Genomic DNA, 25,536 nt, shown 5'->3' with positions numbered 1-25,536 from the left:
GGACTCACGCTCTAGTCCCGGCGTCCGCGTAGCCCTAAAACCTCAGAACGCCGCTCTGCGACTATCCCCGTCGCAATCAACACCACCTTGATACGCATTGCAGATGGATAGGCCGGCATGCATTAATTGCGCCTATCGAAAACCGTGCGGGGTCTGGGATGGGGATCAGGGAAGAATTGCAAAGGGTGCTGGAGTTGCAATCCCACTACAGTTCACTGGCCACAACCGCCATGAACGAACGAGGCCGAATCATCAGGCACCAGCTTCCCACGATCCTCCGAGAGGAAGCTGAGCGGCTTCGCACCACGGCGGATATCGCACAAGGCGACTTCTTGATTGAAGGGCGAGATGGCGCCGGTCGAAGGGCACTTGTGCCGTGGGTGCGGTTTGCCTCGCGATCTCGATCCCCTAAAGCCACTGAGGGCTGGTACGTAGTGTGGCTGTTCCGGGAAGACGGCTCTGGGGTTTACCTAGGGCTCTCGCACGCCTCCACCAAGAACGTGAATGGCGACTTCATTGAGCGACCTACCGATGAAACCCAGCGTCTGACAAAGTGGGCACGTGAGATTCTGGCGAATGACGTTTCCAACGATTCACGCATCCACCAGTCCATAGCGCTTGGCTTCGGAGACCTAGCAAGGGCTTACGAGAGAACCACCGTAGTTTCGTACTTTTATCCGAAGGCGGACGTACCGCCCGACGAGCAGCTCCAGACGGACATGCTCTCGATGGCGCGGCGCCTGAAGAGCATCTATCGCGGTGAACCCGCACAGAAGCGCAGCGGGCAGACCTCACCAGACGTCATTGCGGTGGTAGAGGCCATCGAGGAGGCCGCTTCAGGTCGCGAGAGAACAGGCCAAGGCTTTGGGCTTACGCAACCGGAACGCCGTGCGGTAGAGCTACGCGCGATGGCACTGGCCAAGAGCTACTTCCATGGCAAAGGCTATGCGGTTGAGGACACCAGTAGCCACGCGCCTTACGACCTGAAGATCGTCAAAGACAGCCAAACACACTACGTCGAGGTTAAGGGCACAACCGGTGGACTGGGCGATATTGTGCTTACGAAGAACGAGGTTCAGCATCATCTGAACCATCATCCCAACAACGCCCTGTTCGTTGTTTACGGCATTCAGCTACACACACAGAACGACACGCCCATTGGAACGGGTGGCACTGACCACGTTCAACAGCCCTGGCTGATCTCGAATGATCGCCTGCAACCTCTGGCCTATCGCTACCGCATCGAGTGAAAGAGGGCCCGAACGGCCCCGCCACATTAGGACGGGGCCGTACCTTCTGCCTTACAACTGAATCCGCGCCACGCTCTCGTCAGCGCCCTTGTCGTCCTTCTCGCCGTTCTTGATGCTCACGAACAACACGTTGTTCTTCGCATCCAGCGCCAGGCTGTTCGGGTGGGTCGGCACCTTGTAGGTGGCCACCTTCTGGTAGCTGTCACTGTTGTACGCCGTCACCGTGCCCGCCTCGCGGTTGGTCACGTACAGGCGCTTGCGCGGTGCATCCAGCAGGATGCCCAGCGGGCCGGCATCGGTGGGGATGCTGGCCAGTTCCTTGCCGGTGCTGCGGTCCAGCACCAGCACGCGCTGGCCCGGGTGCTTGCTGACCAGGCCGCTGCTTTTGGCCTGGTAGCCACGCAGGAATTCCGAGCCCTGGTCGGTCACGAACAGGCGCTTGCCGGCCGGGTCCAGCGCGATGTTCATCGGCTGCTCGGCGGCGATCTTGTGCTGTGCCACCACCTTGTTCGAATCGGTACCCACCACCACCAGGTCGGCCAGCAGGTTGCTGGTGTAGACGCGCTTGTTGGCCGCATCCAGCGCCAGGCCCGGCGCCTTGGCATTGCCCAGGCCGTCGATGGTGTTGATCACCTTCAGCGTGGTGGTATCGATCACGAACAGCACGCTGCTCACGTCCGGCTGGCTGCTGTGGCCGGTCACGTACAGGCGGTTGCCGGCGCTGTCCACCACCAGCTCGCGCAGGTCGTGGGTGTAGGCGGCCTTGCCGTCCTTGCCGGTCTTCTTCTCCATCAGCTGGATGGTGCCGATGGCCTTGTTCTGCGCGGTGTCCACCACGGTCACCGACAGGTCAACGGTGTTGCCCACGTACAGGCGGTTATGGGCGTCATCCAGCACCACGCCGAACGCCTTGCGCTCCAGCGGAATACGGGTTTCCACGGCCAGCGTGGCCGGGTTCAGGCGCAGCACCTGGGCCGGGCCGGCGTCGTCGCCGAAGCCACCGGACGAGGCGACGAACACGGCGTTCTGTTTCGGGCTGTAGGCCAGTTCGTACAGGCCCTTGGCCACGGCCTGCCGCTGCACGGCGGTGCTGGCACTGGCGGCGGGGGCGTTATCGGCGAACGCGGACGGCACGCCGAGGCTGAGCGAGACGGCAAGGGCCAGGGCGGCCGAGCGGAGAGCGGAATGAGGGAACATGCGAGCATCCTTGAAAGGGCACGGGAGGGTGTCCTGGCTCGCTGGGCCGTACTGCGACGGCCCGCTCCGGCGCGGTTTGCGCGGGGTGGGCTGGCTGGGTTGCGGGGGGAATGTTAACAGGAGACAGCGAGCGGGGGTGGTCTCCGGTACTGTGCGCCCGCGCCACCCCTGCCAAACGCCCATCCGCGGCCGCGCGGTGCCAACGAGGGGGCGTTGCAGGCCCGTAAGGATGCCGAGTGGGATTCATTACCGGCGGCCCGCCCTAAAGTTCCACCCGTTGCTGCCGCCTAGCACTAGGTGCTGCAATCACTCCAAGGCGGAATGAGTCCGCCCGCATCGTCAAGGAATGGAAGACCCGATGTCCGAATTCTTCACGCAAGAACATTTCAACCTGCTGCAGTCGCTGCAAGGGAAGAAGTTCGATCAAACCGATGCCGCGCATGAGGCCGCGTACAAGAAGCTGCGCCAGGCCTACGATCTGACGCAGGACTGGGCAAACCGTATCAAGGCGGAGCGCTTCCCCAATGGTCGCGTCAGTATCCGTCGACGCCCCACCAACCAGGGCAACCACTTCGCAGGCTACAACTGGGCCAAGATCTATCCCGATGCTGCCTCGCCGCCTTCACTAGCCTACACCGTTGGCCTCAACGGCCACGATGGCTTCGTCATCAAGATCGACACGGTTAAGCTGCAAGACAACAATCCCATGCGCGAGTCCTATCTGAAGCTGCGCGGGCCGTTTCAGGGTTCACCCATTGTCAAAATTCTACCAATCGACCAAGGGCTGTCGCTTGGCATGGATGATCTGGTGGCGTGGAGTTTGAACGCTATCACCGAGTTCGGGCTGAGCTATGACGAAGTTGCAGAGCGCATTGGTCAGCCCGACGAAGTTGAGCCGGATGCCGTGCTGAAACACTTCGATATCAACGAAGACTTCCGCACCATGCGCAAGGGTTGGAACACAGAAGAGACAGAGCAATTCTGCAGACTGGCTCGGCTGGTGCATTACTCGGGAATGGACTGGTGGTTCGCAGGTACCCACACCCATCTGCGCTTTGGCCGGAAGAACGCTGGCAGCGCGCGTGCCGTTTCGGTGGTTGGGCTGGTGACGGGTTCCCTCGCCTGCCGGGTCACCTGGCGACCTGAGTTGCCGAGCATTTCCAAGTTCGTTCGCAAGGCCATCTCTGAGAAGATGGTCGACAACATCGCGGCCGCGCTGGAGGCCGATGATGAAGCCTTGCAGGAGCTGATTCGAACCGACGAAGAGCGCGAGGGCTTCTGGCCGGCGCAGGCCAGCGATGACTCGTCGGCCACGTTTGACCTGTCGGAGGCAGACGAGAGCGATGAGGGACTGCCAGCGGTGCAGAGCGAAGTTGCGGAGATGCTTGCGTTCAATCGTATCTACTTCGGTCCGCCAGGAACCGGCAAGACATACCAACTAAAGTTCCTGTTGGATGATCAGTTCACAGCCGATGAGGACGACAAATCCGTTACAGAAGGCGAAACCAAGCGCTATAGCTTTGTTACCTTCCACCAGTCCTACGGCTACGAAGACTTCATCGAAGGGCTGCGCCCGGTCATCGAGAAAAGCGCGCAGGGACAGGTGCGCTATGAAGTTCGTCCGGGTGTGTTCCTGAAGCTCTGCTCGCGGGCTCGGAAGTATCCCGATGAAATGTTCGCCATCGTCATTGACGAGATCAATCGCGGCAACATCAGTAAGATTTTCGGCGAACTGATCACGTTGATTGAACTGGACAAGCGAACCGATATGAAGAACTGCCATTCGGTCACACTGCCCTACTCTCAGCGGCTGTTCTCCGTTCCGCGCAATGTCAGCATCATCGGAACCATGAACACCGCCGACCGATCCCTGGCATCTCTGGATACCGCCCTTCGCCGCCGATTCGAGTTTGAGGAGGTCCTGCCCGACTCGAGGGACGAGCAAGGGGCGCCTTTGGCAGGTCTACGCGTCAACAGGGATGAAGTCTCCATCAATATCCCAAAGCTGCTCACCGCAATGAACCAACGCATCGAAGCGCTTTACGATCGCGAGCATCTGATCGGTCATGCCTACTTCATGCCGCTGAAGAGTATCAAGGAAGACAGCGAGCGCATGACCGCACTGACCGCGCTGTTCGAGAAGCAGATCCTCCCTTTGCTGGAAGAGTACTTCTACGATGACTGGCAGAAAATTCGGTTGGTACTTGGCGACAACCAGAAGCATTCAAGCCTGCAATTTGTGCAGGAGGCCACCAACGATGACGAGGCGCTGGAGCGACTGTTTGGTGCCAATGCTGCGGACGAGGGTCATGGTGCACGGCCGCGTTTCAATCGCAATCCTGATGCTCTGAGCAAGCCAGATGCCTACGTGGCCATCTACAGCACGCTGCTGGGCAACGAGTGAGCACGGCGGCCACGCTCACCCTGCACGAGTACGACGTACTCGTACCGGCATCATCGGGCACCGCGCCCGGTGGTGCGCGCGTCGTGCCCGATGGCGTTTACCGGTGGCTGGAACGGCAGTCGTTGGAGCTGATCGACGGCAAGTTGTCCCCATGGGTTCGCCGTTGCCGCCGGGGTATTCAGGTCACCAGCCACGTGGGCGTGGTTACCGCGCCAGGCGGCCTGCAGATCGAGATCCTGCCCAAGGTGGGCAAGGCGCTGGACGCCGGTGCCGGCGAGGCACGTGGCCTGCTGCTGAGGATGCTGCGTTGCCTGCAGCAGTTCTCACACCTTCGGTTCGGCAACGCGCAGCTTGCCGCCGACAGCATGCCGCTGCTGGAGGTGTTCGTTGGCGAGTTCCTGCGTACGGTGGTGGCAGTGACCCGCAGCGGGCTTCGCGGCCAGTACCAGACACGTGAGGATGATCTGCCTGCGCTGCGCGGCAGGCTGCTCGTGGCCCAGCATCTCCGCCGCAATCTGGTACGTGCCGATCGCTTCCACACCGCCCACGATGAGTTCAGCATCGACAGGCCGGAGAACCGGCTGATCCACACGGCATTGCGAAAGGTGCTTGGCGCGACTCGCTTGACCCACCATCAGCGGCTGGCGCGGGAGCTGTTGGCATTCTTCGCCGAGGTGCCGCTCAGCCACAATCCGGACCAGGACATGCAACGGGTTCAGCTGGACCGCAACATGCGCACCTATCGAGAAGCGCTGGATTGGACGCGTTTGATCCTGCAAGGGCTGTCGCCTACTTCGTCGGTAGGTACGCAGCAGGCACCTTCGCTGTTGTTCCCGATGGAGCGATTGTTCGAGGCGTACGTGGCCAGGCACTTCCAGAAGCAGCTACCGGCGCATCTTGCGCTGGATACTCAGGTCAGGCGGCATCACCTGGTGCATCACGGCGGTGCAAAGTGGTTCCAGCTCAGGCCGGACATGGTGGTGAGCCGGCAGCGGACGGACGTACTGGTGCTGGACACCAAGTGGAAGTTGCTGGATGCCGGACAGGCCAATGGCACCCACAAATACGGCTTACATCAGGATGATTTCTACCAGCTGCACGCCTATGGACGCAGCTATCTGGGCGGACAGGGCATGGTTGCACTGGTCTACCCGCGCACCGACAAGCTGGATCAGCCGCTACCGGTGTTCGACTTTCCCGGGAGCGAAGGGCTGCGATTGTGGGTGCTGCCATTCTGCCTGAGGCGGGCCGAAGTGCTGCTTCCGGAGGGCTGGGAATGGCCGCAGGACAGCTTGGCTGGTTGAATCCAGCGTCTTGAGACGAAGACAGGTCATCCTCTCCACCCAACTGGAGGATGACCATGACCCGAATCGATGCCGCATGGCTGGAAGCGTTCGACAAGGAGCTGCTGTGCCTGTTCGCCATCGACCACAACGATGCCGGCATGGATGAGTTCCTGCTGGGCTGCTACGCAGACCTTCCGCCGCGCGAGGCGGCGCTTGCCTTCGGCAGCGACTATGACCTGGAGCGCGACGATGCGCTGTGGCCACGGCCCGGCGTGCCCGTGTGAACTGTGTCCCCCGGGGTTTGGGGCAAGCGATGCCAGAGGATGGCCGCTATTCTGGTCGCGCACCGGAATGGAAACCACGCATGCCCCGTTTGAACGCCGCCCTGGCACTGACCTTCGTTCTGATGCTGCTGGGCGCCATGCCTGCCATGGCCATGGATACAGACCCACGCATTTCCACGGAGGTGTTTGTAGAGGCCGGGGACAACCCCACCTTCAAGCTGCAGCAGGCGCCTGTGGTGGTGTATTCAACGGCACCGGTCACTGCCGCCGATACGTTGCCGCAGTTTGCTTTGCAGGTGCTGTTGGTGGCTCAGCTGGATGAGCTGGGCCACGTAACCAACGTGATGGTGGCGCGGTCCAGCGGGCGGCGGGAGTTTGATCGTGCGGCGCTTGATGCGGTGAATGAGTGGCGCTTCGATCCGATCGTGATTGAGGGCGTCGCGAAGCATGCGCGGGTTCGGGTGCGCTTGATCTTCTCGCCGGCGGCCGAGGCGCCTGCCTCCTGAACCGCTGATCCAGCCTGTCGTAACTGGCCTGCACCGCAGGCGTGGCCGCGGGCATTTCTGTGCTTTGGGTCAAAAACGCCAAGTCCTTCAAGACCATTGCGGCGCAATCGCTTGATGGCTTAACACCGTGTGCGACAATGCCGAAAGCGTCAGCACTGGCAGTCGCCGGTTCTGGATTTTCTTGGCATTTGGCAGCTGCGCGGGTATCTCTTGGCGTGCCACCGGAAAAGGGTGGCGCGGGACTCGAAAACCCGTGTAACTGCCAGCTGTAGCCGCTCGCCAGCCGGCGTCACCTTTTGTGTGGCGCCGGCTGGCAATCCGTTCGCGTTCCATGGCGGGCGGTGCGTGGGGGTCTTCGGACCCGCCGGTCTGGCATTTACCGGTTTTCGAGCCCGCACCGTCCGCCACCTTTATCGGTGGCGCTGCTGTCTGTCTTGTACGGAGCATTGCCATGAGCGCAACGAAACTACCCGGTGTGAACACCCGCCGCGATCCGGCCAACACCGATCATGAGAAAGATCCCTCCGCCTATCCCCTTGGATTTGTCGCCACGCTGCATCGGATTGGTGCGGGGGCCGCGGCCGATGGGCAGCCCTGGCCCGAGCGCAATCTGAGCCTTGGGCGCAGCATGCAGATGGCTGATGCGGATTGCGCGCTGGGCGGCCTACGTGTGGTGGCGGAGCTGATGCTGGCGGCGGAGCGCACGCGGCAGAACGGCACCGACGAGGAGTACGTGGGGGATCGGGTGATGGAAGGGTTGAAGATGGCGTGTGTGGCGTTGACTGTGATGGCTACGGAGCGGGTGCAGGGGCAGAAGTAAAGGGAACTGTGATTCCCACATCGGCTGCGAAGGTGCGGGATCGTCCGCACCGTTCAATACGTCTGCCGCAGCTTGATCCTTTGTTGCCCAACAACTGACGTCACTATGCTGCGCCGAACTCCGCTTGCTCTAATGGCCGCAACGCTACTGGGCTTGGTCATTGGCGGGGCTTGCATTTCACCCGCCACAATGACCCTTGAATCCCATCCAAGGCTCAATGATTCAGAGTACGCACTGCTTCAGACTGAGGCGGAGCGCTTCGCCGAGAGATTGGGCGGCCTGGGCCTTGCGATCGAACTGCGTAGCCACAGTCCGTCCTTCTTTGAGCTAAGCATCCGCAACGAGCCTGTCCTGCTAGTAGACAATTCAGGATCCCAGCTTCTGGTAGTCACCATGTCTGCCGGTGAAGGCGAAGAAATTGATCTGCATTGCTGGAACCAGCAATTGAGCGCACCCGGGAGAGGCAACGAGAATTTGAGGCTGCCTGAGCACCGCTGCCCTCCGTCCGACCCGCCGTAGTTCGGGCTCATCGGCTCCCCATGGCGGAGCGGTCTAAAGCGTCAAGCGATGACACTTGGGTCCCTGTTCTGGCTAGAATCCTGAGCAATTAGCTTCTGCGACAGGATCTGGAATGGAACTCCCGTTTGAGGTTGGCGCGCTGTACAACCGCCAGAAGGAAATCCATGCGGTGTTTGGCGGGCAGCAGCAAGGCGGCATTTCAACACCCAAGGAGCGCCCGCTAGTCATTGCCTTCACTGGCGAGGCGGGTGTGTCTCATGGCTACCATGACTTCTGGGACGACAACGAAGTTTTCCATTACTTCGGCGAGGGTCAAGTCGGAGACATGAAGTATGCGGCTGGCAACCGAGCGATTGGCGAGCACGCCAGGGATGGGAAGACGCTGATACTGTTTCAGATGATGGGTAAGGGGCGACCCTATCGGTACCTTGGCAGGTTCATGTGCCAGTCCTCGTACGTTCAACCTGGCACGCCAGATCGAGAAGGGCAGCCAAGGTCTGCGATCGTGTTCCGCTTGAGATCGCTTGAAACCTCGCTGGGTCTCGCGGCGAGTGAGTCAGATCAAGCTGAGATCGATGCCGCTATCGATGACAACGGCGCGACCAGCGCAAGACGGGAAACCGAGGTGCGGACGAAGCAGCGTCTGTTCCGCGAGCGCCTGATTGGCGTTGAAAAGGGGTGCCGTTTGACCGGCATTGAAGACCTGAGATTCCTTCGTGCAAGCCATATCAAGCCGTGGGCAGATAGCACTCATAGCGAGCGTGTTGATGGAGAGAACGGACTTCTTCTGGCTCCCCACGCGGATCTGTTGTTTGATCGGGGGTGGATTAGCTTTTCGGCGACGGGGCGCCTACTGGTCGCGAATGATCTACCCTCCGACGTGCAGGGCCGGATCGGTCTTAAGTTGGAAGGAGTTCCTCGATGGGGGGCCTTCTCCAGCAGACAGCTCAGCTATCTAGAGTTTCATCGTGACGTTGTTTTTGGTTCACGCCCATCCAAAATTGGGTAGCGAATAGGGCGGACTCCAATCCTCAGAGATTAGGAAATTGGATGTAAAGATGGTGCCTTTTCAGAAGGCGGCTGACCGACGTCCTGTGTGAGGCGGAGGTAGGCGTGATTTTCAAAAATCTTCCCAGCAAAATGGCTTTAGCGAGACCATATACAAAGCGTGCATCGCGGCTGGGACACCCAATCCGTCAGGATCTTAACGTGCGCAGGAGGTCTGATGTGCAGATGAAACTTTTGAGCCAACAGCTTCCGCCTCGAATTGAGCAGAACACCTGTCAACTCTAGGCCATCGCCAACTCTAAGGAACAGGCACAATGCCGATCTTCAAGCGCTGCTTTAGGGAGTGGACACCCGGCTCAGGCTTGAAGTAAGGTCCAGACCAGTGGAGAGGAATCTGACAGCTGCGGAGGCTAAACCTGTTTTTGTCTCGGCATCAAGATGACGAAGGTCTCATCTTTGAACTAATAGGCAACGAATGATAGAACCTTGCCATCTCCATTTCATTAGTTCAGACCCGTATAGGTGTTGCAGCGACGCAAGGAGGCGACCTTGTATTTACGCTCGGAATCTATAGACGACATGCAGCACGCTGTGTTGTCGAAGTTGCTCCTTCCTCGCACAAGAATAGTTCAGGCCAGCCGGGGTGAATTTTTCGAAATACCGGGAGCCATGCTGGTTCTGAAGAACCCAAGGGCCAGGCTCGGCAGAGGCATCCGCCAGGGGAGACTATTCAGCAGCTTTGGCGAACTTCTTTGGTATCTCGCCGGGTCCGATAGGCTTGATTTCATCTATTACTATATCAAGAAATATTCGGATGAGTCAGTCGACGGCTTGACAATAAAAGGATCTTATGGGGAGCGCCTTTTTCGTTCGCGCCAGATATACAGAATACTTTCACTACTTAAAAAGAAGAGCACCAGCCGACGAGCGGTCCTTCAAATATTCAGAGAGGACGACCTTAGAAATTCAAAGGAAGTTCCTTGCACAATATCACTGCAATTTCTTCTCCGAAATGAAAAACTTGATTTGATCGCATCAATGAGATCCAACGATGCACTTATCGGATTGCCTCACGACGTATTTGCTTTCACCATGATTCAAGAGATTGCTGCAAGACACCTAAAAGTGGAGGTTGGGACCTACACACACGTTGTCGGAAGCCTTCACCTGTACACGAGCGATATATCCAAGGCCAAGGATTACATTTCCGATGGCCTTCAGCGAGTCACCCCCATGCCAGCAATGCCAATTGGAGACCCCCTCCCCAGGATAAAATTCCTGCTGAGTGCAGAGGAGTCAATTAGAATAGCGGGGACCCCAATCAAAATCGGAAGAGATATAGAGAACTACTGGAAAGATATAGTTTACATTCTTCGCTCATATCATTACGTTCAAAAAAAAGATCGAAGTGGCATCTATAGAATGAAGAACAAACTCTCTTCTGACTTCTACCATCAGTACCTTGATATGAAGGCAGCGAGAATGAAAAATCACACTAAACTTGATGATGAACAAACCACTCAGGACAATCTTCTTCTGTGATTCCATGAGGTCATTATCGTTATGAGACCCAGAGAGATCGGCGAGCTACAAAGACTCAAAACCCTGCTTGAGAGTGGTGATCTATTTAACGAACTCCCCGGATTAGCGGAAGCGGGGGCCGTCGAATCATTTGCCCTCCAGTTGATCGATAGTAGAAGGCGAGTAGAATTTGTTTCAACAATTTCCAAAAGGGAAATTTGCAAAGACAGGTTGAATCCACACTCTCAGTACTTCGACCCCATTCGTGCCTCTATATCCCACCTTAGGGACGGCAACGTTGATGAAGCCTGCTGGCTGGTATTTCTTGCCACACATTTCGGACACAATGCTAAGAGCAAGTGGCGGTTAACCCGTGACGTATACGGCGCGCTTGGCGCAAAGAAGTGGACCTGGAATGAAGTCACAAGCGATCTGGCGGGGTTTCGAAATTGGCTTGCCGGTGCCGAAGCGACCTTAAGAGGGGGAGATGGTATTCGCCGAGCCTTTGGAAATCATCGAAAGTACACGTCTCTAGACGCCTGGAAGCCAAATGCCACTGGCGACGCGATTGCCAGCTACGTGGATTGGATTCAGCAAAACGGTGGACATCAAGCAATGTTAGCCGATGCGCTCACAGAATCACTCGGGGATCCCGGAGCAGCATTTGATCGCCTTTACAGCTCCATGGCGCAGGTTGCGAGTTTCGGTCGCATCGGTAGATTCGATTACCTGACCATGCTCGGGAAGACTGGAATTGCACCAATATCCCCACCTTCACCATACTTCAAGAGCGCGACCGGACCACTAAGTGGAGCCAAGCTTCTCTTTGGACCCGGCAAGAGCGTGGGAGACTACGAAACAGAGACTGTGATACTTGGCAATACGCTCGGATTCGGGATGCAGATAATGGAGGACGCTATCTGCAACTGGCAAAAGAGCCCTACTCGGTTCAAGCCTTTCCGAGGCTAGAACCAGACCACTTGTATCTGTTCTTCAAATAGTTGAACTGGTTATGCCTAATACGTTTTCTATGCTGAAGCTGACCAACAACAATACCGGGCGAAACCCCTATCTTCCTCGCCAGCCGCGCAATACCGAACTTATTCAAAGCCACAAAATTTAATTCTTCATTCCACTTTTCTGGAACAAGATTTTTCGAGGCAAATTCGTTTGCCTCATCTTCCTCGTTTGATCCAACGCCTCCATCGACTTCAATCGAGATCCTTCCTGCATGCATGCACAAATGAGCAACTTCATGAAAGAGAGAGAACCAGAATTGATCGTCAGTTAGATACCGCGAACTAAGTCCAATCAGCCCGCCCCGAGCATTGAAACATGCAATTCCACTCACTGGACATCCGAGCGGCGCGGGCACAACACAAAGTGCGACGCCACAGTCTGCAAGTATTTTTACGATTTCGGGAAGAAAGTCCTGGGGATCGGGATTCAGAGTGAAGCGTCGGACATCACCAAGTGCGTTCGAAAGAGTTTCAGCATCAAAACTCTTTAGCGTGATCTTCTGAGAGGCTAGCTCAATTGCCCTATACCAGGCAGTCACGGCCCCCATTTCCATATCAAATGTGGTGGACCTACGGAAAGCCAAGGCCTCTTCCAGGCGACCATACTTCGATTCAAATTCATCAATAGATCTGACTTCCAGAAAGCTGGCCGCCGAGAGCTCAGCTTTGATCCCAGCTGATCCCTTTGGTATCCATCCCAATCTACGCATTTCATCTAGCGGCAGTTTGAACTCACGATTCAATTTCTCGGCCGCCAGATTTAGCGAATCTCTGTATTTCTTGTATCTCTTCACCCAAAAACTTGAGCTTGCTCCGATCTCGCGTGAGATCCTCTCACCGATTGTCTCATCGATAGGGATTTCGCCATTTAGAAGCAAACGCAAATCAGACGGACTCAGAAGCAGCCTTCGAGCTAGCTCGTCCTCACTGATCCCAGACCTCCTACTAATCGTGACGATGCTGTCACCCGGTGGTGACACCCAGTCAGGATCGAAGTGATGAGAACTATTCATGCTCTCTGCACCTTCTCGATTCGAATCGAGGATACGGACTTTTTAAGACTAGCACTGTCTGTGGAGAGCACAACCTGGAGCCCATCATCCAACGTGAATGTTTCTACGCCCGATTGGGAGCTTCTTGGATATGGAAGATCTTCCAAGAGAGATGCCACCTCTAGATCCGCTATAAAACCCTTGAGGGCGCTTGCAGCCGGCGAGCCAAATCTACGCACCGCTAGCTGACCCTTCTCACACATGTCACGCACCTGCTTAGTAGCAAACGTAATATGCATGAATAGGCGTCACCCAGGCCAGTTTGTTCACCAGATCACCCAACCGAAAGCGCGTCCATCGATGCTGATAGCAAGCTTGTCGCTCACCATCAGCATCGACGAGCCGTCGCTAGTCAAACCCCAACAGGATTAGCCTTCTCCGGATCAATCTTGTACTGCTTGATCGCCCGGGCCACATCCTTCGCGGTCATCTTCCCTTCCTTCGCCAGCGCCGCAATCGCGGCATGCGCGATGTAGTAGCGGTCCACCTCAAAGAACCGGCGCAGGTTCGCACGCGTATCCGAACGACCAAAACCATCCGTACCCAGCACGGTGTACGACATCGGCACGAACGCACGGATCTGGTCCGCATACGCACGCACGTAGTCGGTGGCGGCAATCGCCGGGCCCTGGCGACCTTCCAGCAGCTCGGTCACGTAAGCCTTGCGCTGCTCACCTTCCGGATGCAGGCGGTTGGCACGTTCCACGTCGAAACCATCGCGACGCAGTTCGTTGAAGCTCGGGCAGCTCCAGATGTCGGCGGTCACGCCGAAGTCCTTGTCCAGCAGCTCGGCCGCGGCAATCGCTTCGCGCAGGATGGTGCCCGACCCCAGCAGCTGCACGCGCAGTTCGCCCTTCTTCGGCTTGCCGGCGTCGGTCAGCAGGTACATGCCCTTGACGATGCCTTCGGCCGCGCCTTCCGGCATTTCCGGGTGGGTGTAGTTTTCGTTCATCAGGGTGACGTAGTAATACTCGTCCACCTGGTCTTCCATCATGCGCTTGGTGCCGTGCTGCAGAACCACGGTCACTTCGAAGCCGAAGGTCGGGTCGTAGCTGCGCACGTTCGGAATGCCACCGGCCACCAGATGGCTGAAGCCATCTTCGTGCTGCAGGCCTTCACCGTTCAGCGTGGTGCGGCCGGCGGTGCCACCCAGCAGGAAGCCGCGGGTACGCATGTCGGCGGCCTGCCAGGCGATGTCACCCACGCGCTGGAAGCCGAACATCGAGTAATAGATGTAGAACGGCAGCATCGGCACGTTGCTGACCGAGTAGCTGGTACCGGCCGCCATCCACGAGCTGATCGCACCCGGCTCGCTGATGCCCTGCTGCAGCACCTGGCCGCTCTGGTCTTCGCGATAGAACATCAGCTGGTCGGCGTCGACCGGCTTGTACTTCTGGCCGAACGGCGCGTAGATGCCGATCTGGCGGAACAGGCCTTCCATGCCGAAGGTACGGGCTTCGTCGGCCACGATCGGCACGATGTGCGGGCCCAGTTCCTTGTCGCGCAGGGTGATGTTCAGGCTCTGCACGAAGGCCATGGTGGTGGAATAGCTGCGCTCGCCGCTGCTCTTCAGCAGGCGGTCGTAGGCTTCCAGCTTCGGCGCCACGAAGGTCTTGTCGGCCTTGCGGCGGCGCTGCGGCAGGTAACCGCCCAGCGCAGCACGGCGTTCCTGCAGGTACTGCACTTCCGGCGAATCCGGGCCCGGGTGGTAGAACGGCACCTGGCCGTCGGCCAGCTGCGCGTCGGTCACCGGAATGTTGAAGCGGTCGCGGAAGTGGCGCACCGCTTCGTCGTCCAGCTTCTTGGTCTGGTGGGTCGGGTTCAGCGCTTCACCGGCGCTGCCCATGCCGTAACCCTTCACGGTCTTGGCCAGGATGACGGTCGGCATGCCCTTGGTGTTCACGGCCTGGTGGTAGGCGGCGTACACCTTGTGCGGGTCGTGGCCACCACGGTTCAGGCGCCAGATGTCGTCGTCGCTCAGGCCGGCGACCATCGCAGCGGTTTCCGGGTACTTGCCGAAGAAATGCTCGCGGGTATACGCGCCACCGAAGGCCTTGCAGTTCTGGTATTCGCCGTCGACGGTTTCCATCATCAGCTTCTTCAGGACGCCGTCGCTGTCCTTGGCCAGCAGGGCATCCCAGTAACCGCCCCACAGCAGCTTGATCACGTTCCAGCCGCCGCCACGGAACACGCCTTCCAGTTCCTGGATGATCTTGCCGTTGCCGCGCACCGGGCCGTCCAGGCGCTGCAGGTTGCAGTTCACCACGAAGATCAGGTTGTCCAGGCCCTCACGGCCGGCCAGCGCGATGGCACCCAGGGTTTCCGGCTCGTCGCTCTCGCCGTCGCCGATGAAGCACCACACCTTGCGGTCGGACTTCTCGATCAGGCCACGGTTTTCCAGGTAGCGCATGAACTGCGCCTGGTAGATGGCGGCCAGCGGGCCCAGGCCCATCGACACGGTCGGGGTCTGCCAGTATTCCGGCATCAGCCACGGGTGCGGGTACGAGGACAGGCCACCGCCGTCCACTTCCATGCGGAACTTGTCCAGCTGCTCTTCGCTGATGCGGCCTTCCAGGAAGGAACGCGCGTAGATGCCCGGGGCGCTGTGGCCCTGGATGAACAGCAGGTCGCCCGGGTGGTTCTCGCTGGGGGCGCGCCAGAAGTGGTTGAAGCCCACGTCGTACAGGGTGGCGCCGGAGGCGAACGAGGCGATGTGGCCGCCCAGGTCACCCGGCTTGCGGTTGGCGCGCACCACGGTGGCCATCGCATTCCAGCGGATGATGGAGCGGATGCGCCATTCCAGCTCGGCATTGCCCGGGCTCTTGGCCTCGAGCTGCGGCTCGATGGTGTTGACGTACTCGGTGGTGGGAGAGAACGGCAGGTAGGCGCCCGAACGACGGGTCAGCTCCACCATGCCTTCCAGCAGCTGATGCGCGCGCTCGGAGCCCTCGACATCAATAACGGCCTTCAACGACTCGATCCACTCCTGGGTTTCCACAGGATTCGGGTCGTTGTTCAGCACCTCGTTCAACCAGTTCATTAGCGCTCCCATAACCGCACGCACGCGCGCGACTGTTGTATAGATTTCTAGACCGCAAAGTGTAGCGCACCAAGGGCTTTCGTCACTTGGCTACGCAGGCGTATGGATGCAACCGGCCAGTGTCCGCAAGGGGCTTGCAAGGGCCCGTGATGGCCCTGCGGCGGGCCTTGGCGGCTGCGCGGGCTGTCGCTTGCGGGCCGCTGCGGCCATGTGCAGGACGCAGTGTTACCGCTGCCGATGACGGTTGTAGGGCAAGTCTGGAGCCACGGTAGGTGCGGTCCGGCTTACGGTACTGAACCGGCGACAACATGTCGCAGCCGCCTCTGGATCGGCGCCGGCGATGGGCCCAGCGTGGGCCGCGAGTGATGGGCCAGGCGGCCCTGCTCCCTTCCACAGTACCGCCGGGGCGCCCCGCAAGGGGCGCCCCTTTTGCTGTGCGCGCGGCCGGCCGTGGCCCAAAACGAGATTGCTTGTGGCCGGATCGATGGTTGCCGGCTTCGATATATCGATATATCGTTTGCACACTCGTTTACCGATATATCGAAATGAGCCGTACCCCCTCTCCCAGAGCCCGTTCCACCGACTCGGCGGTGCCGCGCCGCAACGGCCAGCCGCGGGTGCTCAGCCGCGGCGACCTGCGCCTGCTGGTGCTGGCGCTGATCGGCGAGCAGCCGCGCCATGGCTACGAGCTGATGCAGTTGATCAGCAACCAGTTCATGCAGGCCTACACGCCCAGCGCCGGCACCATGTACCCGCTGCTGGCCAGCTTCGAGCAGGCCGGCTGGATCGAGGCCGAGGAAGTGGACGGCAAGCGGATCTTCCGCATCACCGCCGCCGGCGAGTTCGAGCTGAAGGTGCAGCGCACCCAGGTGCGGCTGGCGCAGCGACGCGCCTTCGACCGTGCCCGCGAGATCACCAAGGCCTCGCTGCCGCCGCCGCTGGCCACTGCCCTGCGCGAGTTCAAGCGGGCGCTGGTGCATCACCACGGCCGCTGGGCCGAGGGCGAGGCGGACGAGGTGGCGGCGCTGCTGACGCGGGCCTCGGCCCTGCTGAACGGTACCGCCGGTAGCGAGGCATCACCGCTTTCAACGACCCAGCCAGACTGACTCCAGCCAGGTCCTCCCCCATGCCGCGCGCCCCCGCGCGACCCCTTTACAGGTATCCCCATGACCGAACACAACAACACGCGCCTGCGCCTGGATGTGCGCTTCCGTGAACTGACCGTGCTGCGCACCGAGGAAGTCACCCCGCACATGCGCCGCGTGGTGCTGGGTGGCGACGATCTGGCCGGTTTCGATTCGCCCGGCGCCGACGACCACATCAAGCTGTTCTTCCCCAACAGCAGCGGCGAGATGGTGCTTCCGGTGCTGACCGCCGAAGGCCGCAGCTACCCGGAAGGCAAGGAGCCCTCGCCGGCCCGCGACTACACTCCGCGCTGGTGGGACCACGAAACCGGCGAGCTGGCCATCGACTTCGTGCTGCACGACCAGGGCATTGCCGGGCCGTGGGCCGAGCAGGCGCAGGCCGGCGACGTGCTGGTGATCGGCGGCCCGCGCGGCTCGTTCGTGGTGGCCGACAGCTACGACGCCTATGTGCTGATCGGCGATGAAACCGCGCTGCCGGCCATCGCCCGCTGGCTGGACGTGCTGCCGGACGGTGCCGAGGTGCAGGCCTTCATCGAAGTGAGCGATGAAGCCGAGCGCCAGGACCTGCCGCAGTACGAGAACGTGCGCATCCACTGGCTGGAGCGCAACGGCTTCCCGGCGGCCAGCAGCACGCTGCTGGAAGACATGCTGACCGACTTCGAAGCGCCGGACGGCGATGTCTTCTACTGGATCGCCACCGAATCGCGTCGCGCGCGGATGATGCGCAAGTTCATCGAAGGCCACCTGGGCGTGCCGCGCGACTGGATCCGCTCGACCGGCTACTGGAAGGCCCACCCGGACGAAACCGACGGCGATTGAGCAAGAGAGGGTGGGTGCGGGCTTCCCTTGGGTGGTTGCTGACTTCCCTGGTGGGTGCGGACCGTTGGTCCGCACGCCCTTTGACCGGTAGTGCCGGCCGCTGGCCGGCAACCTCATCAACCTTCGGCAGGAACCTGCAGCTGCCGGCCAGCGGCCGGCACTACCACGCTGGATGCCACCTGCAGCGCGATGATCAGCAGCGACAGCAGCCCGAAACCCGCACGCATCGCGCTGCGCGCGATGAGTCGAGCGTGGCTCGACTCTACAGGGGGCCATCGGCGGTCGCCTGGGGGTAGTGCCGGCCGCTGGCCGGCAACCTCATGAGCCTTCGGCAGGAACCTGAAGTTGCCGGCCAGCGGCCGGCACTACCGCGTTGGATGCCACCTGCCGCGCGATGATCAGCAGCGGCAGCAGCCCGAAACCCGCACGCATCGCGCTGCGCGCGATGAGTCGAGCGTGGCTCGACTCTACAGGGGGCCATCGGCGGTCGCCTGGGGGTAGTGCCGGCCGCTGGCCGGCAACCTCATGAGCCTTCGGCAGGAACCTGAAGTTGCCGGCCAGCGGCCGGCACTACCGCGCTGGATGCCACCTGCAGCGCGATGATCAGCAGCGGCAGCAGCCCGAAACCCGCACGCATCGCGCTGCGCGCGATGAGTCGAGCGTGGCTCGACTCTACAGGGGGCCATCGGCGGTCGCCTGGGGGTAGTGCCGGCCGCTGGCCGGCAACCTCATCAACCTTCGGCAGGAACCTGCAGCTGCCGGCCAGCGGCCGGCACTACCACGCTGGATGCCACCTGCAGCGCGATGATCAGCAGCGGCAGCAGCCCCAAACCCGCACGCATCGCGCTGCGCGCGATGAGTCGAGCGTGGCTCGACTCTACAGGGAGCCATCGGTAGTGCCGGCCGCTGGCCGGCAACCTCATGAGCCTTCGGCAGGAACCTGCAGCTGCCGGCCAGCGGCCGGCACTACCGCGTAGGATGCCACCTGCCGGGTCCACCCGAACCGCCGCGCGGCCCAGATCTCCAGCGCTATCAACAGTGCGATGACCAGCAGCGGCAGCAGCAGCCCGAAATACACGCCGGGCATCATGCCGTTGATCTGCGCCTTCACCAGCCGCAACACGCCCCGGGTGTGCAGCAGCTCATCGACGTGCATGGTCAGCGCCTCGCGCACTACCTTGGGCTCCAGGCCGAGCGTGCCAGCCTTGTCCACCAGCGTGTCTTCCACCATGCCCCGCAGCAGGCCTTCGCGCACCTTGCCGATCACCCAGCTGGTGCCGCGCGCCAACGGGCCGTTGCCAAGGCGGTCGAGGCCGGGCAGCGGGTGTTCGCTGAGGTAGGCCGAGGCGATGGTGTCGGCCACATCGCCCACCGTGCCCTGGCTGCGCAATGCCTCGCGCATGCGCGGGTCATCCAGTGAATCGGTGAAGCCTTCGCTCCAGCCTTCCACCAGCGTCTGCAGGTGCGGCTGGAAATGATCGAGCTGCTTGAACAGCGCGCGGTGCGCACCGGCAGTGAAGCCCAGTTGCAGGCCGAAGAAGGCGGTGGCCAGCGGCAGCAGCACCACATAGCTGGCCAGCAGCCAGTGATGCCAGCGCGTGCGCCGCTGCAGCCAACCGCGGCGGTGCAGCCAGCGCCAGCCGAGGATGCCCAACGCCAGGCCCAGCAGCGTGCCGAGCACACTGCCGCCCAGAAGATCGAGCACGCTCAGGCCCGTCCAGAATTCGTTCAACCAGTACTGCGCGTCCTGCATGGGTCTTCCTTCCGTGGGTAGGCTGCACGCGAATGCCAGCCAGGTAGAGTCGACTGTTAGTCGACTATCGCGCGCAGCGCGGGGGTTTCCGGCATCGCGCGAAGAGCAGTCGACTAACAGTCGACTCTACCAAAGCGGAGGCCTCCCGGCCCGGAGCACGCCAAGCAATGCGACAATCGCGCTCCTTTCCTGCAGCAACGAGGCCCACATGGCCAAACTGACCCTGGCCAGCGTGGATGCGCTGCGTACCCGCTTCGCCGATGACGCCGCCTGCGATGCCGCGTTGGCCGCCTTCACTGACACCGCCGCCCTGCGCGTGCCGCTGCGTGAGCTGGTGGAAGCGCAGCACCGCTACCTGCAGGCCGAATTCGAAGTGGCGCAGGTAGCCGATGTGCTGCGCCGCGACCAGAAGTACGCACCGGTCGGCCGGCCGTCGATCAACATCGTGCAGCTGCGCAAGCAGCAGGCCGCGACCAAGCAGGCCGCGTTGATCGCACGTCAGGTGGTGGCGCAGGCCGCGCAGACCTTCGTGCGCGTGAGCGGGCTGGCAGTGAAAGCCAAGCAGAGCCCGAGCGAGGCGTGTGCAGCGTGGTTGGGCGCGCTGCGCTGAGGGATCGTGCGGACCAACGGTCCGCACCCACCAGATGCAGGTGCGCACCCATCCAATGCAGGTTGGCATCTACCGGGTAGTGCCGGCCGCTGGCCGGCAACCCCATCGGCATCGGGTTCCTCGCGTGCAGCCGGCCAGCGGCCGGCTCTACCGGAACCCAAAAAGAAGGCCCGCTTTTCAGCGGGCCTTCTGCCTTCTCACGACGAGTGAGCGGGGTGCATCAAGCGGCCGGCTTTTCGCCGGTGGCTTCGGTGGTGATGCGGATCTTCACTTCATCGCTGACGTTCGGGGCGTAGGCGCCGACGCCGAAATCGCTGCGCTTCAGCGTGGTGGTGGCATCGAAGCCAGCCGCCGGAACCTTGGCCATCGGGTGCTCGCCGCCGCCGTTGACGGTGACGTCCAGGGTGACCGGCTTGGTGATGCCCTTGATGGTCAGGTCGCCGGTGACGGTCAGCTTGTTGGTGCCGGCCGCTTCCACCTTGGTGCTCTTGAAGGTGGCATCGGCGAACTTGGCGGCGTCGAAGAAGTCGGCGCTCTTCAGGTGTTCGTCGAACTTGGCGGTGAAGCTGTTCAGGCCGCTCAGCGGCAGCTTCACTTCCACGGTGGACTTGGTCACGTCTTCGGCGTTGTACACCAGGGTGCCTTCAACGTTGCCGAAGTGCGCGCTGGGGTTGGAGAAGCCGAAGTGGCTCCACTGTGCCAGCACGTCGGTGTGGCTCGGGTCCAGCTTGTAGGTGCCCGAGGCGATCTTGATCGCTTCGGCAGCCGGCGCGGCAGCGGCGGCATCAGCGGCCGGGGTGGCAGCCTGTTCGGTGGTGGCCGGGGCAGCAGCATCCGCGGCCGGGGCAGCGGTGTCGGCCGGCTTGGAGCAGGCGGCGATGGCCAGGGTCAGGGCCAGCGGCAGCAGCAGTTTACGGGTGGCGCTCATCTGAGGAACTCTCCGGATCGTAGGGTGGGTGCAACAGGGGCCGCCAAGGTGACGGCCCGAAACCGATACAGCGACTTACGCGATGCGCGCCGCTTCGTCGAACGACAGGCGCGGCAGACGCGGGAACAGGCCCGCCGGGTCACCGTAACCCAGGTTGACCAGGAAATTCGACTTGATCGAGGTACCGGCAAAGAACGCCTCGTCCACCTTGGCCGCATCGAAGCCGGACATCGGGCCGGCATCCAGGCCCAGCGCGCGCGCGGCCAGGATCAGGTAGGCGCCCTGCAGGCTGCCGTTGCGGATGGCGGCTTCGTGGCGGCCTTCCTGCGGGCCGTCGAACCAGGCCTTGGCATCGGCGTGCGGGAACAGGTACGGCAGCTTTTCGTGGAAGTCCAGGTCGAAGCCGATGATGACGGTAACCGGGGCGGCCATGGTCTTGTCATGGTTGCCTTCGGACAGGGCCGGGGCCAGCTTGGCCTTGGCTTCCTTCGAGGTGACGAAGACGAAGCGGGCCGGCGTGGTGTTGGCCGCGGTCGGGCCCCACTTCACCAGGTCGTACAGTTCCTGCAGCAGGCTGGCCGGGACCGGCTTGTCGAGGAAGGCGTTCTGGGTACGGGCAGTGCGGAACAGCTGATCGAGGGCAGCAGCGTCGAGCGCGTGGGACATCGGTGGATCTCCAGGGCGGCGAAGGGAAGTCAGTGCCCGCGGGCGGCGCGGGGCGAATCGACGAGCCGCAGTGTAGAGTGTCGCGACTGTTGCAACACCCAGCAGGGCTGAAACGAATTAATGCCAATGGTGAAACGATCGAGCGCACCCTGGACGGTCACTGACGGCCGCGCGGGCAATGTCCGCCAGGCGGTTGCGCTGGCCTCGGCGCTGCGCCAGGGCACCCATCGGCCGCTGGTGCTGCAACCGCGCGCGCCCTGGCGCTGGCTGTCGCCGCGGCGCCTGCCCGGCGATGTGAACGGCTATGGCGAGGCCTTCGCGACGCTGGCCGACGAGGCCCCGGCGCTGGCAATCGGCTGTGGCCGCCAGGCCGCCGGTGCCCTGCGCGTGCTGCGCGCACGCGGCAGCCAGGTGGTGCAGATCCTCGATCCGCGTATCAGTGCCCGCCATTGGGACGTGGTGGTGGTGCCCGAACACGACACCCTGCGCGGCAGCAACGTGCTGACCCTGCTCGGCAGCCTCAACCCGGTCGACGACGACTGGCTGGCCTGGGGACGCGCCGCGTTCGCCGGCTTCAGCACCCTGCCCGGCCCGCGCACTGCATTGCTGGTGGGTGGGCCAACAGCGCTGGCGCCGTGGGACGAACCCGCGATGGTCGGCGTGTTCCGCGCACTGGCCGAGCAGATCCGCAGCGAGGGAGGCAGCCTGCTGGCCACCACCTCGCGGCGCACGCCGCCCGCATTGGCCGAGATCCTGCGCGCGACCTTCGCCGACCTCCCGCATGTGATCTGGGGCGATGGCGGCGACGGCGTGAATCCGTATGGCGGCCTGCTCGGCTGGGCCAACCGCGTGGTGGTCTCGCCGGATTCGGTGAACCTGCTCTCTGAAGCCTGCGCCACGCGCATGCCGGTGATGGTGGCGCTGGCGGGTACCGCACAGGGACGGCTGGCACGCTTCCAGCAGCAGCTGCGCGAACGCGGGCGGTTGCAGGAACGCTGGCTGGACTGGCAGTACGACCGCATCGAACCGCTGCGCGAAACCGCGCGGATCGCCGCGGAGGTAAAGCAGCGCCTGGGCCTGTGCAATGACCCGAAGGACCAGGGTCGATTGGGTAGAGTCGACTGTTAGTCGACTATCGCGCGCAGCGCGGGGTTTTCAGCGGTATCGCCAACAGCAGTCGACTAACAGTCGACTCTACCGCGTGGATGGCAGCCCAGCGTTTTTTGAACATCTCGATGTGCCTGCGCGGTTAGAGTCCAGCTTCCCCAATCACTCTGAACGCCTCCATGCGCACCCTGCTCCTGCTGCCGCTGGCCCTGCTCGTCGCGTGCTCCACATCGCCCACCGAGCTGGACCCGATCTCCTACCAATGCCAGCAGCAGCTGGACGCGTACCGCGAACAACCCGCGCTGCGCGACCCGAAGGGCCAGCGCCCGCCGTTGCCGGTGGCCCCGATCAGCGATGCCTGCGACCGCGAACTCAAGCGCAAGGGCGTGGATCGCCCGCTGCGCTGACCGGCGTATGATCGGCACGCGGCCCTGACCGCCGTCGAAGGTACTGACATGGATCGTTTCTATCGCCTGCCGCGCGCCGCGCTGCTGACCGCCTGCCTGCTGGCGACCGCACCGGCCTGGGCCAACAGCACCGAATGCCGCGAGCGCTACCCCAGCGTGGCCGCACAGGCCGCCATGCTGGATGTGGCCTGGACCACCGCCGAACGCCTGGATGCACTGCCCGATGTGGACGTGGTGGTCGCCGCGCGCGGTGGCCAGGACCTGAGCCGCTACGGCCTGCGCCACAGCCACCTGGCCTTCCTGCTGCGCGAGGACGACGGCCGCTGGCGCGCGATGCACCTGCTCAACCGCTGCAAGACCGACAGTTCGCAGCTGTACCACGAGGGCCTGGGCAACTTCGTCGGCGAGAGTGGCGGCCACACCGACCTGCGCATCGGCGTGCCGTCCGCGCCGCTGCGTGCGGCACTGCGGGCGATGCTGGTATCGCCCTCGATCCAGCCCAAGGCACTGCACGAATCGAAGTACAACGTGGTGGCCTACCCGTTCGCCACCGACTACCAGAACTCCAACCAGTGGGTGCTGGAAGTGCTGGCCGCGGCGATGGCGCAGAGCGAAGGCGCACCGGCCATCGTCAAGCGCGAACAGGCACAGCAGTGGCTGCGCCAGCAGAAGTACCAGCCCAGCGTGCTGCATATCGGCCTGGGCAAGCGCGTGGGTGCGCGCCTGTTCGTGGCCAACGCCACCACCACCGATCACCCGGCCGGCGAACGCATCTCCGGCAACTACTCGGTGGTGACGGTGGAATCGGTGTTCGACTTCCTGCACCAGCGCAGCCAGCTGCAGCAGGAACTGGTGATCCCCCATGTGCCGGTGGCCGGTGCGGCCGCGGCCACTCCGTGAATTTCATCCCCTTTTTCTGGCGACCAGGAGGTCCCATGTTCCGTTGCCTGCGCGTTCCTGCCTCTGCCCTGCTGCTTTCCGCCTTGCTGGTGCCCACCGTCCATGCGGGCGCTGCGCCGCAGTTGAACAGCAGCCAGGCCAGCGTGATCGTGACCTCGTTCGTGGTGCTGTCGCTGCCGATGGCGGCCTCGATGGGCCTGTCCGAACTGTCCAAGGCGCCGTTCAAGGCCAGCGAGCGCAACGGCAAAGCCACCCGCACCAAGGCGGTACCGCTGCCGCCGATGGAAGTGAAGAAGGTGGAGACCACGCCGGAGGGCGAGTGCCAGGTGCAGCTGCAGGTGCCGGACAAGGCCGACCACACCGCCACCCTGCGCTGGACCGTGCAGCCACAGGGCGAAAACCCGACCGCCGCCTTCGTGGTGGGCCAGCAGGTGCATTTCGACCCTACCGACGCCGGCGCTGGCTGGAATGTGAAGAGCGCACAGGGCCAGACCCTGGCGTACGTGCCGACCGCGTATGCCGCTGGCGATGTGATGAGCGAAGCGCTGTAAAACTGAACGAGCGGTTTTGGATTTGCCGCGGGCCGGGCGGATAATGGGCGATCCCCTTTATTCCCTGGCTCGCCATGTCCGTGCGTCCTGCCCCTGTGTTTGCCCCGCTGACCCCGCGCGCCCTGGTGCTGGCGGTGCTGGCGATGGGCGCGGTGGTGCTGCTGTCCAACGTACTGGTGCAGTACCCGATCAATGACTGGCTGACCTGGGGCGCCTTCAGTTATCCGGTCGCGTTCCTGGTCAGCAACCTGATCAACCGCCGCTTCGGCCCGGGCCCGGCCCGCCGCGTGGCGTGGATCGGCTTCCTGGTGGCGGTGCTGCTGTCGATCTGGGTGGCGACGCCGCGCATCGCCATTGCCTCGTGCTCGGCGTTCATCGTGGCCCAGCTGCTGGACATCACCGTGTTCGATCGCCTGCGCCGTGGCAGCTGGTGGCGCGCGCCGATGGTGGCCACCACCTGCAGTGCCACCGTGGATACCACCATTTTCTGGTCGATCGCGTTTGCCGGTTCGGCGCTGCCGTGGGTGAGCTGGGCCGCCGGCGACCTGGCGGTGAAGCTGGCGATCGGCGTGTGCCTGCTGGCCCCGTTCCGCGCACTGCTGTGGAAGATGGCGCCGCTGCGCGCCACCAGCTGACCGCCGTTGCCCTGGTAGGTGCCAACCTTGGTTGGCACTTTGCATTCATGCCAACCAAGGTTGGCATCTACCAACAGCAGGCCAACGGTCAGATCATTGATCCGGTGGG

The 25,536-nt window shown here is 62.1% G+C and carries 23 protein-coding genes; 17 read left to right on the top strand and 6 right to left on the bottom strand.

Annotated features, from left to right (window positions below):
• The first annotated feature begins 185 nt into the window (after positions 1–185).
• The gene (locus VN11_RS02065) at positions 186–1,250 is read left to right on the top strand and encodes an MrcB family domain-containing protein (RefSeq protein ID WP_187299789.1); all 1,065 of its coding nucleotides are present in this window, start codon (positions 186–188) and stop codon (positions 1,248–1,250) included.
• 51 nt (positions 1,251–1,301) lie between these two features.
• On the opposite strand, the gene VN11_RS02060 is transcribed toward VN11_RS02065, so the two are convergent.
• Positions 1,302–2,447 carry a YncE family protein gene (locus VN11_RS02060; protein ID WP_040009068.1) on the bottom strand — a complete coding sequence of 382 codons (1,146 nt, stop codon included), beginning with the start codon at positions 2,445–2,447 and terminating at the stop codon, positions 1,302–1,304.
• 358 nt (positions 2,448–2,805) lie between these two features.
• On the opposite strand from VN11_RS02060, the gene VN11_RS02055 reads away from it, so the two are divergent.
• The 8 genes from VN11_RS02055 to VN11_RS22105 all read left to right on the top strand — a co-directional run bounded on the left by VN11_RS02055 (position 2,806) and on the right by VN11_RS22105 (position 11,764).
• On the top strand, positions 2,806–4,851 hold the full coding sequence (locus VN11_RS02055; protein ID WP_053448625.1) for an McrB family protein: 2,046 nt from the start codon (positions 2,806–2,808) through the stop codon (positions 4,849–4,851).
• Between the two features lie 122 nt (positions 4,852–4,973).
• A complete protein-coding gene (locus VN11_RS02050) occupies positions 4,974–6,155 on the top strand; it encodes an McrC family protein (protein ID WP_202967038.1) in 1,182 nt (393 codons plus the stop codon).
• A gap of 56 nt (positions 6,156–6,211) precedes the next feature.
• Positions 6,212–6,421 (top strand): hypothetical protein, encoded by a 210-nt coding sequence (locus VN11_RS02045; protein WP_180880425.1) that lies wholly within the window; start codon positions 6,212–6,214, stop codon positions 6,419–6,421.
• 80 nt (positions 6,422–6,501) lie between these two features.
• Complete coding sequence (locus VN11_RS02040; RefSeq protein WP_053448622.1) at positions 6,502–6,927, top strand: energy transducer TonB family protein; 426 nt, start codon at positions 6,502–6,504, stop codon at positions 6,925–6,927.
• Positions 6,928–7,378: 451 nt separating this feature from the next.
• Positions 7,379–7,747, top strand: coding sequence for a hypothetical protein (locus tag VN11_RS02035; protein ID WP_053448621.1), 369 nt, complete (start codon positions 7,379–7,381; stop codon positions 7,745–7,747).
• A gap of 631 nt (positions 7,748–8,378) precedes the next feature.
• Positions 8,379–9,275, top strand: a complete 897-nt coding sequence (locus tag VN11_RS02030; protein WP_053448620.1) for an HNH endonuclease — start codon at positions 8,379–8,381, stop codon at positions 9,273–9,275.
• A 593-nt stretch (positions 9,276–9,868) separates the two neighbouring features.
• On the top strand, positions 9,869–10,816 hold the full coding sequence (locus tag VN11_RS21715) for a thymidylate synthase (RefSeq protein ID WP_187299788.1): 948 nt from the start codon (positions 9,869–9,871) through the stop codon (positions 10,814–10,816).
• A 21-nt stretch (positions 10,817–10,837) separates the two neighbouring features.
• Complete coding sequence (locus tag VN11_RS22105) at positions 10,838–11,764, top strand: hypothetical protein (RefSeq protein ID WP_148564917.1); 927 nt, start codon at positions 10,838–10,840, stop codon at positions 11,762–11,764.
• Here VN11_RS22105 and VN11_RS21710 read toward each other — a convergent pair.
• Together VN11_RS21710 and aceE are read right to left on the bottom strand one after the other, a co-directional pair.
• Positions 11,745–12,827 (bottom strand): ImmA/IrrE family metallo-endopeptidase, encoded by a 1,083-nt coding sequence (locus VN11_RS21710; protein WP_080374860.1) that lies wholly within the window; start codon positions 12,825–12,827, stop codon positions 11,745–11,747. The genes VN11_RS22105 and VN11_RS21710 overlap by 20 nt on opposite strands.
• 391 nt (positions 12,828–13,218) lie before the next feature.
• Positions 13,219–15,906, bottom strand: a complete 2,688-nt coding sequence (aceE, locus tag VN11_RS02025; protein WP_046984452.1) for a pyruvate dehydrogenase (acetyl-transferring), homodimeric type — start codon at positions 15,904–15,906, stop codon at positions 13,219–13,221.
• A gap of 545 nt (positions 15,907–16,451) precedes the next feature.
• Here aceE and VN11_RS02020 point away from each other — a divergent pair.
• Both VN11_RS02020 and VN11_RS02015 read left to right on the top strand, forming a co-directional pair.
• Positions 16,452–17,012, top strand: a complete 561-nt coding sequence (locus VN11_RS02020) for a PadR family transcriptional regulator (protein ID WP_053448619.1) — start codon at positions 16,452–16,454, stop codon at positions 17,010–17,012.
• Positions 17,013–17,072: 60 nt separating this feature from the next.
• The gene (locus tag VN11_RS02015) at positions 17,073–17,870 is read left to right on the top strand and encodes a siderophore-interacting protein (protein ID WP_053448618.1); all 798 of its coding nucleotides are present in this window, start codon (positions 17,073–17,075) and stop codon (positions 17,868–17,870) included.
• A 919-nt stretch (positions 17,871–18,789) separates the two neighbouring features.
• Here VN11_RS02015 and VN11_RS02010 read toward each other — a convergent pair.
• Positions 18,790–19,623 (bottom strand): hypothetical protein, encoded by an 834-nt coding sequence (locus VN11_RS02010; protein ID WP_053448617.1) that lies wholly within the window; start codon positions 19,621–19,623, stop codon positions 18,790–18,792.
• Between the two features lie 208 nt (positions 19,624–19,831).
• Between VN11_RS02010 and VN11_RS02005 the strand changes: the two genes are divergently transcribed.
• Positions 19,832–20,233 (top strand): hypothetical protein, encoded by a 402-nt coding sequence (locus VN11_RS02005; RefSeq protein WP_053448616.1) that lies wholly within the window; start codon positions 19,832–19,834, stop codon positions 20,231–20,233.
• 220 nt (positions 20,234–20,453) lie between these two features.
• On the opposite strand, the gene VN11_RS02000 is transcribed toward VN11_RS02005, so the two are convergent.
• Positions 20,454–21,161, bottom strand: coding sequence for a YceI family protein (locus VN11_RS02000; RefSeq protein WP_005415047.1), 708 nt, complete (start codon positions 21,159–21,161; stop codon positions 20,454–20,456).
• Between the two features lie 75 nt (positions 21,162–21,236).
• Positions 21,237–21,827 carry a malonic semialdehyde reductase gene (locus tag VN11_RS01995; protein WP_053448615.1) on the bottom strand — a complete coding sequence of 197 codons (591 nt, stop codon included), beginning with the start codon at positions 21,825–21,827 and terminating at the stop codon, positions 21,237–21,239.
• 126 nt (positions 21,828–21,953) lie between these two features.
• On the opposite strand from VN11_RS01995, the gene VN11_RS01990 reads away from it, so the two are divergent.
• The 5 genes from VN11_RS01990 (at position 21,954) to VN11_RS01970 (ending at position 25,427) form a co-directional block, all read left to right on the top strand.
• Entirely contained in the window at positions 21,954–22,955 is a 1,002-nt protein-coding gene (locus tag VN11_RS01990; RefSeq protein WP_053448614.1) for a mitochondrial fission ELM1 family protein, read from the top strand.
• 158 nt (positions 22,956–23,113) lie between these two features.
• Positions 23,114–23,341 carry a hypothetical protein gene (locus VN11_RS01985; RefSeq protein WP_053448613.1) on the top strand — a complete coding sequence of 76 codons (228 nt, stop codon included), beginning with the start codon at positions 23,114–23,116 and terminating at the stop codon, positions 23,339–23,341.
• 48 nt (positions 23,342–23,389) lie between these two features.
• Positions 23,390–24,241 (top strand): DUF2145 domain-containing protein, encoded by an 852-nt coding sequence (locus tag VN11_RS01980; protein WP_053448612.1) that lies wholly within the window; start codon positions 23,390–23,392, stop codon positions 24,239–24,241.
• Between the two features lie 35 nt (positions 24,242–24,276).
• Positions 24,277–24,792, top strand: coding sequence for a hypothetical protein (locus VN11_RS01975; protein WP_053448611.1), 516 nt, complete (start codon positions 24,277–24,279; stop codon positions 24,790–24,792).
• A gap of 74 nt (positions 24,793–24,866) precedes the next feature.
• Positions 24,867–25,427 carry a queuosine precursor transporter gene (locus VN11_RS01970; RefSeq protein ID WP_049412252.1) on the top strand — a complete coding sequence of 187 codons (561 nt, stop codon included), beginning with the start codon at positions 24,867–24,869 and terminating at the stop codon, positions 25,425–25,427.
• Positions 25,428–25,536 lie beyond the last annotated feature (109 nt).

Origin of the sequence: Stenotrophomonas maltophilia (genome assembly GCF_001274595.1) — a bacterium.
Classification (GTDB): Bacteria; Pseudomonadota; Gammaproteobacteria; order Xanthomonadales; family Xanthomonadaceae; genus Stenotrophomonas; species Stenotrophomonas forensis.
This window is presented reverse-complemented; position numbering and strand designations above follow the sequence as displayed.

Excerpts from the sequence above, each read along its gene's own strand:
- VN11_RS22105 (WP_148564917.1), top strand. The coding sequence starts at position 10,838 with ATGAGACCCAGAGAGATCGGCGAGCTACAAAGACTCAAAACCCTGCTT.
- VN11_RS01990 (WP_053448614.1), top strand. The coding sequence starts at position 21,954 with ATGGTGAAACGATCGAGCGCACCCTGGACGGTCACTGACGGCCGCGCG.
- VN11_RS02010 (WP_053448617.1), bottom strand. The coding sequence starts at position 19,623 with ATGCAGGACGCGCAGTACTGGTTGAACGAATTCTGGACGGGCCTGAGC.
- VN11_RS02035 (WP_053448621.1), top strand. The coding sequence starts at position 7,379 with ATGAGCGCAACGAAACTACCCGGTGTGAACACCCGCCGCGATCCGGCC.
- VN11_RS02020 (WP_053448619.1), top strand. The coding sequence starts at position 16,452 with ATGAGCCGTACCCCCTCTCCCAGAGCCCGTTCCACCGACTCGGCGGTG.
- VN11_RS02045 (WP_180880425.1), top strand. The coding sequence starts at position 6,212 with ATGACCCGAATCGATGCCGCATGGCTGGAAGCGTTCGACAAGGAGCTG.
- VN11_RS01970 (WP_049412252.1), top strand. The coding sequence starts at position 24,867 with ATGTCCGTGCGTCCTGCCCCTGTGTTTGCCCCGCTGACCCCGCGCGCC.
- VN11_RS02015 (WP_053448618.1), top strand. The coding sequence starts at position 17,073 with ATGACCGAACACAACAACACGCGCCTGCGCCTGGATGTGCGCTTCCGT.
- VN11_RS01980 (WP_053448612.1), top strand. The coding sequence starts at position 23,390 with ATGGATCGTTTCTATCGCCTGCCGCGCGCCGCGCTGCTGACCGCCTGC.
- VN11_RS02060 (WP_040009068.1), bottom strand. The coding sequence starts at position 2,447 with ATGTTCCCTCATTCCGCTCTCCGCTCGGCCGCCCTGGCCCTTGCCGTC.
- VN11_RS21710 (WP_080374860.1), bottom strand. The coding sequence starts at position 12,827 with ATGAATAGTTCTCATCACTTCGATCCTGACTGGGTGTCACCACCGGGT.
- aceE (WP_046984452.1), bottom strand. The coding sequence starts at position 15,906 with ATGAACTGGTTGAACGAGGTGCTGAACAACGACCCGAATCCTGTGGAA.
- VN11_RS02040 (WP_053448622.1), top strand. The coding sequence starts at position 6,502 with ATGCCCCGTTTGAACGCCGCCCTGGCACTGACCTTCGTTCTGATGCTG.
- VN11_RS01995 (WP_053448615.1), bottom strand. The coding sequence starts at position 21,827 with ATGTCCCACGCGCTCGACGCTGCTGCCCTCGATCAGCTGTTCCGCACT.
- VN11_RS02055 (WP_053448625.1), top strand. The coding sequence starts at position 2,806 with ATGTCCGAATTCTTCACGCAAGAACATTTCAACCTGCTGCAGTCGCTG.
- VN11_RS02030 (WP_053448620.1), top strand. The coding sequence starts at position 8,379 with ATGGAACTCCCGTTTGAGGTTGGCGCGCTGTACAACCGCCAGAAGGAA.
- VN11_RS01985 (WP_053448613.1), top strand. The coding sequence starts at position 23,114 with ATGCGCACCCTGCTCCTGCTGCCGCTGGCCCTGCTCGTCGCGTGCTCC.
- VN11_RS02000 (WP_005415047.1), bottom strand. The coding sequence starts at position 21,161 with ATGAGCGCCACCCGTAAACTGCTGCTGCCGCTGGCCCTGACCCTGGCC.
- VN11_RS01975 (WP_053448611.1), top strand. The coding sequence starts at position 24,277 with ATGTTCCGTTGCCTGCGCGTTCCTGCCTCTGCCCTGCTGCTTTCCGCC.
- VN11_RS02005 (WP_053448616.1), top strand. The coding sequence starts at position 19,832 with ATGGCCAAACTGACCCTGGCCAGCGTGGATGCGCTGCGTACCCGCTTC.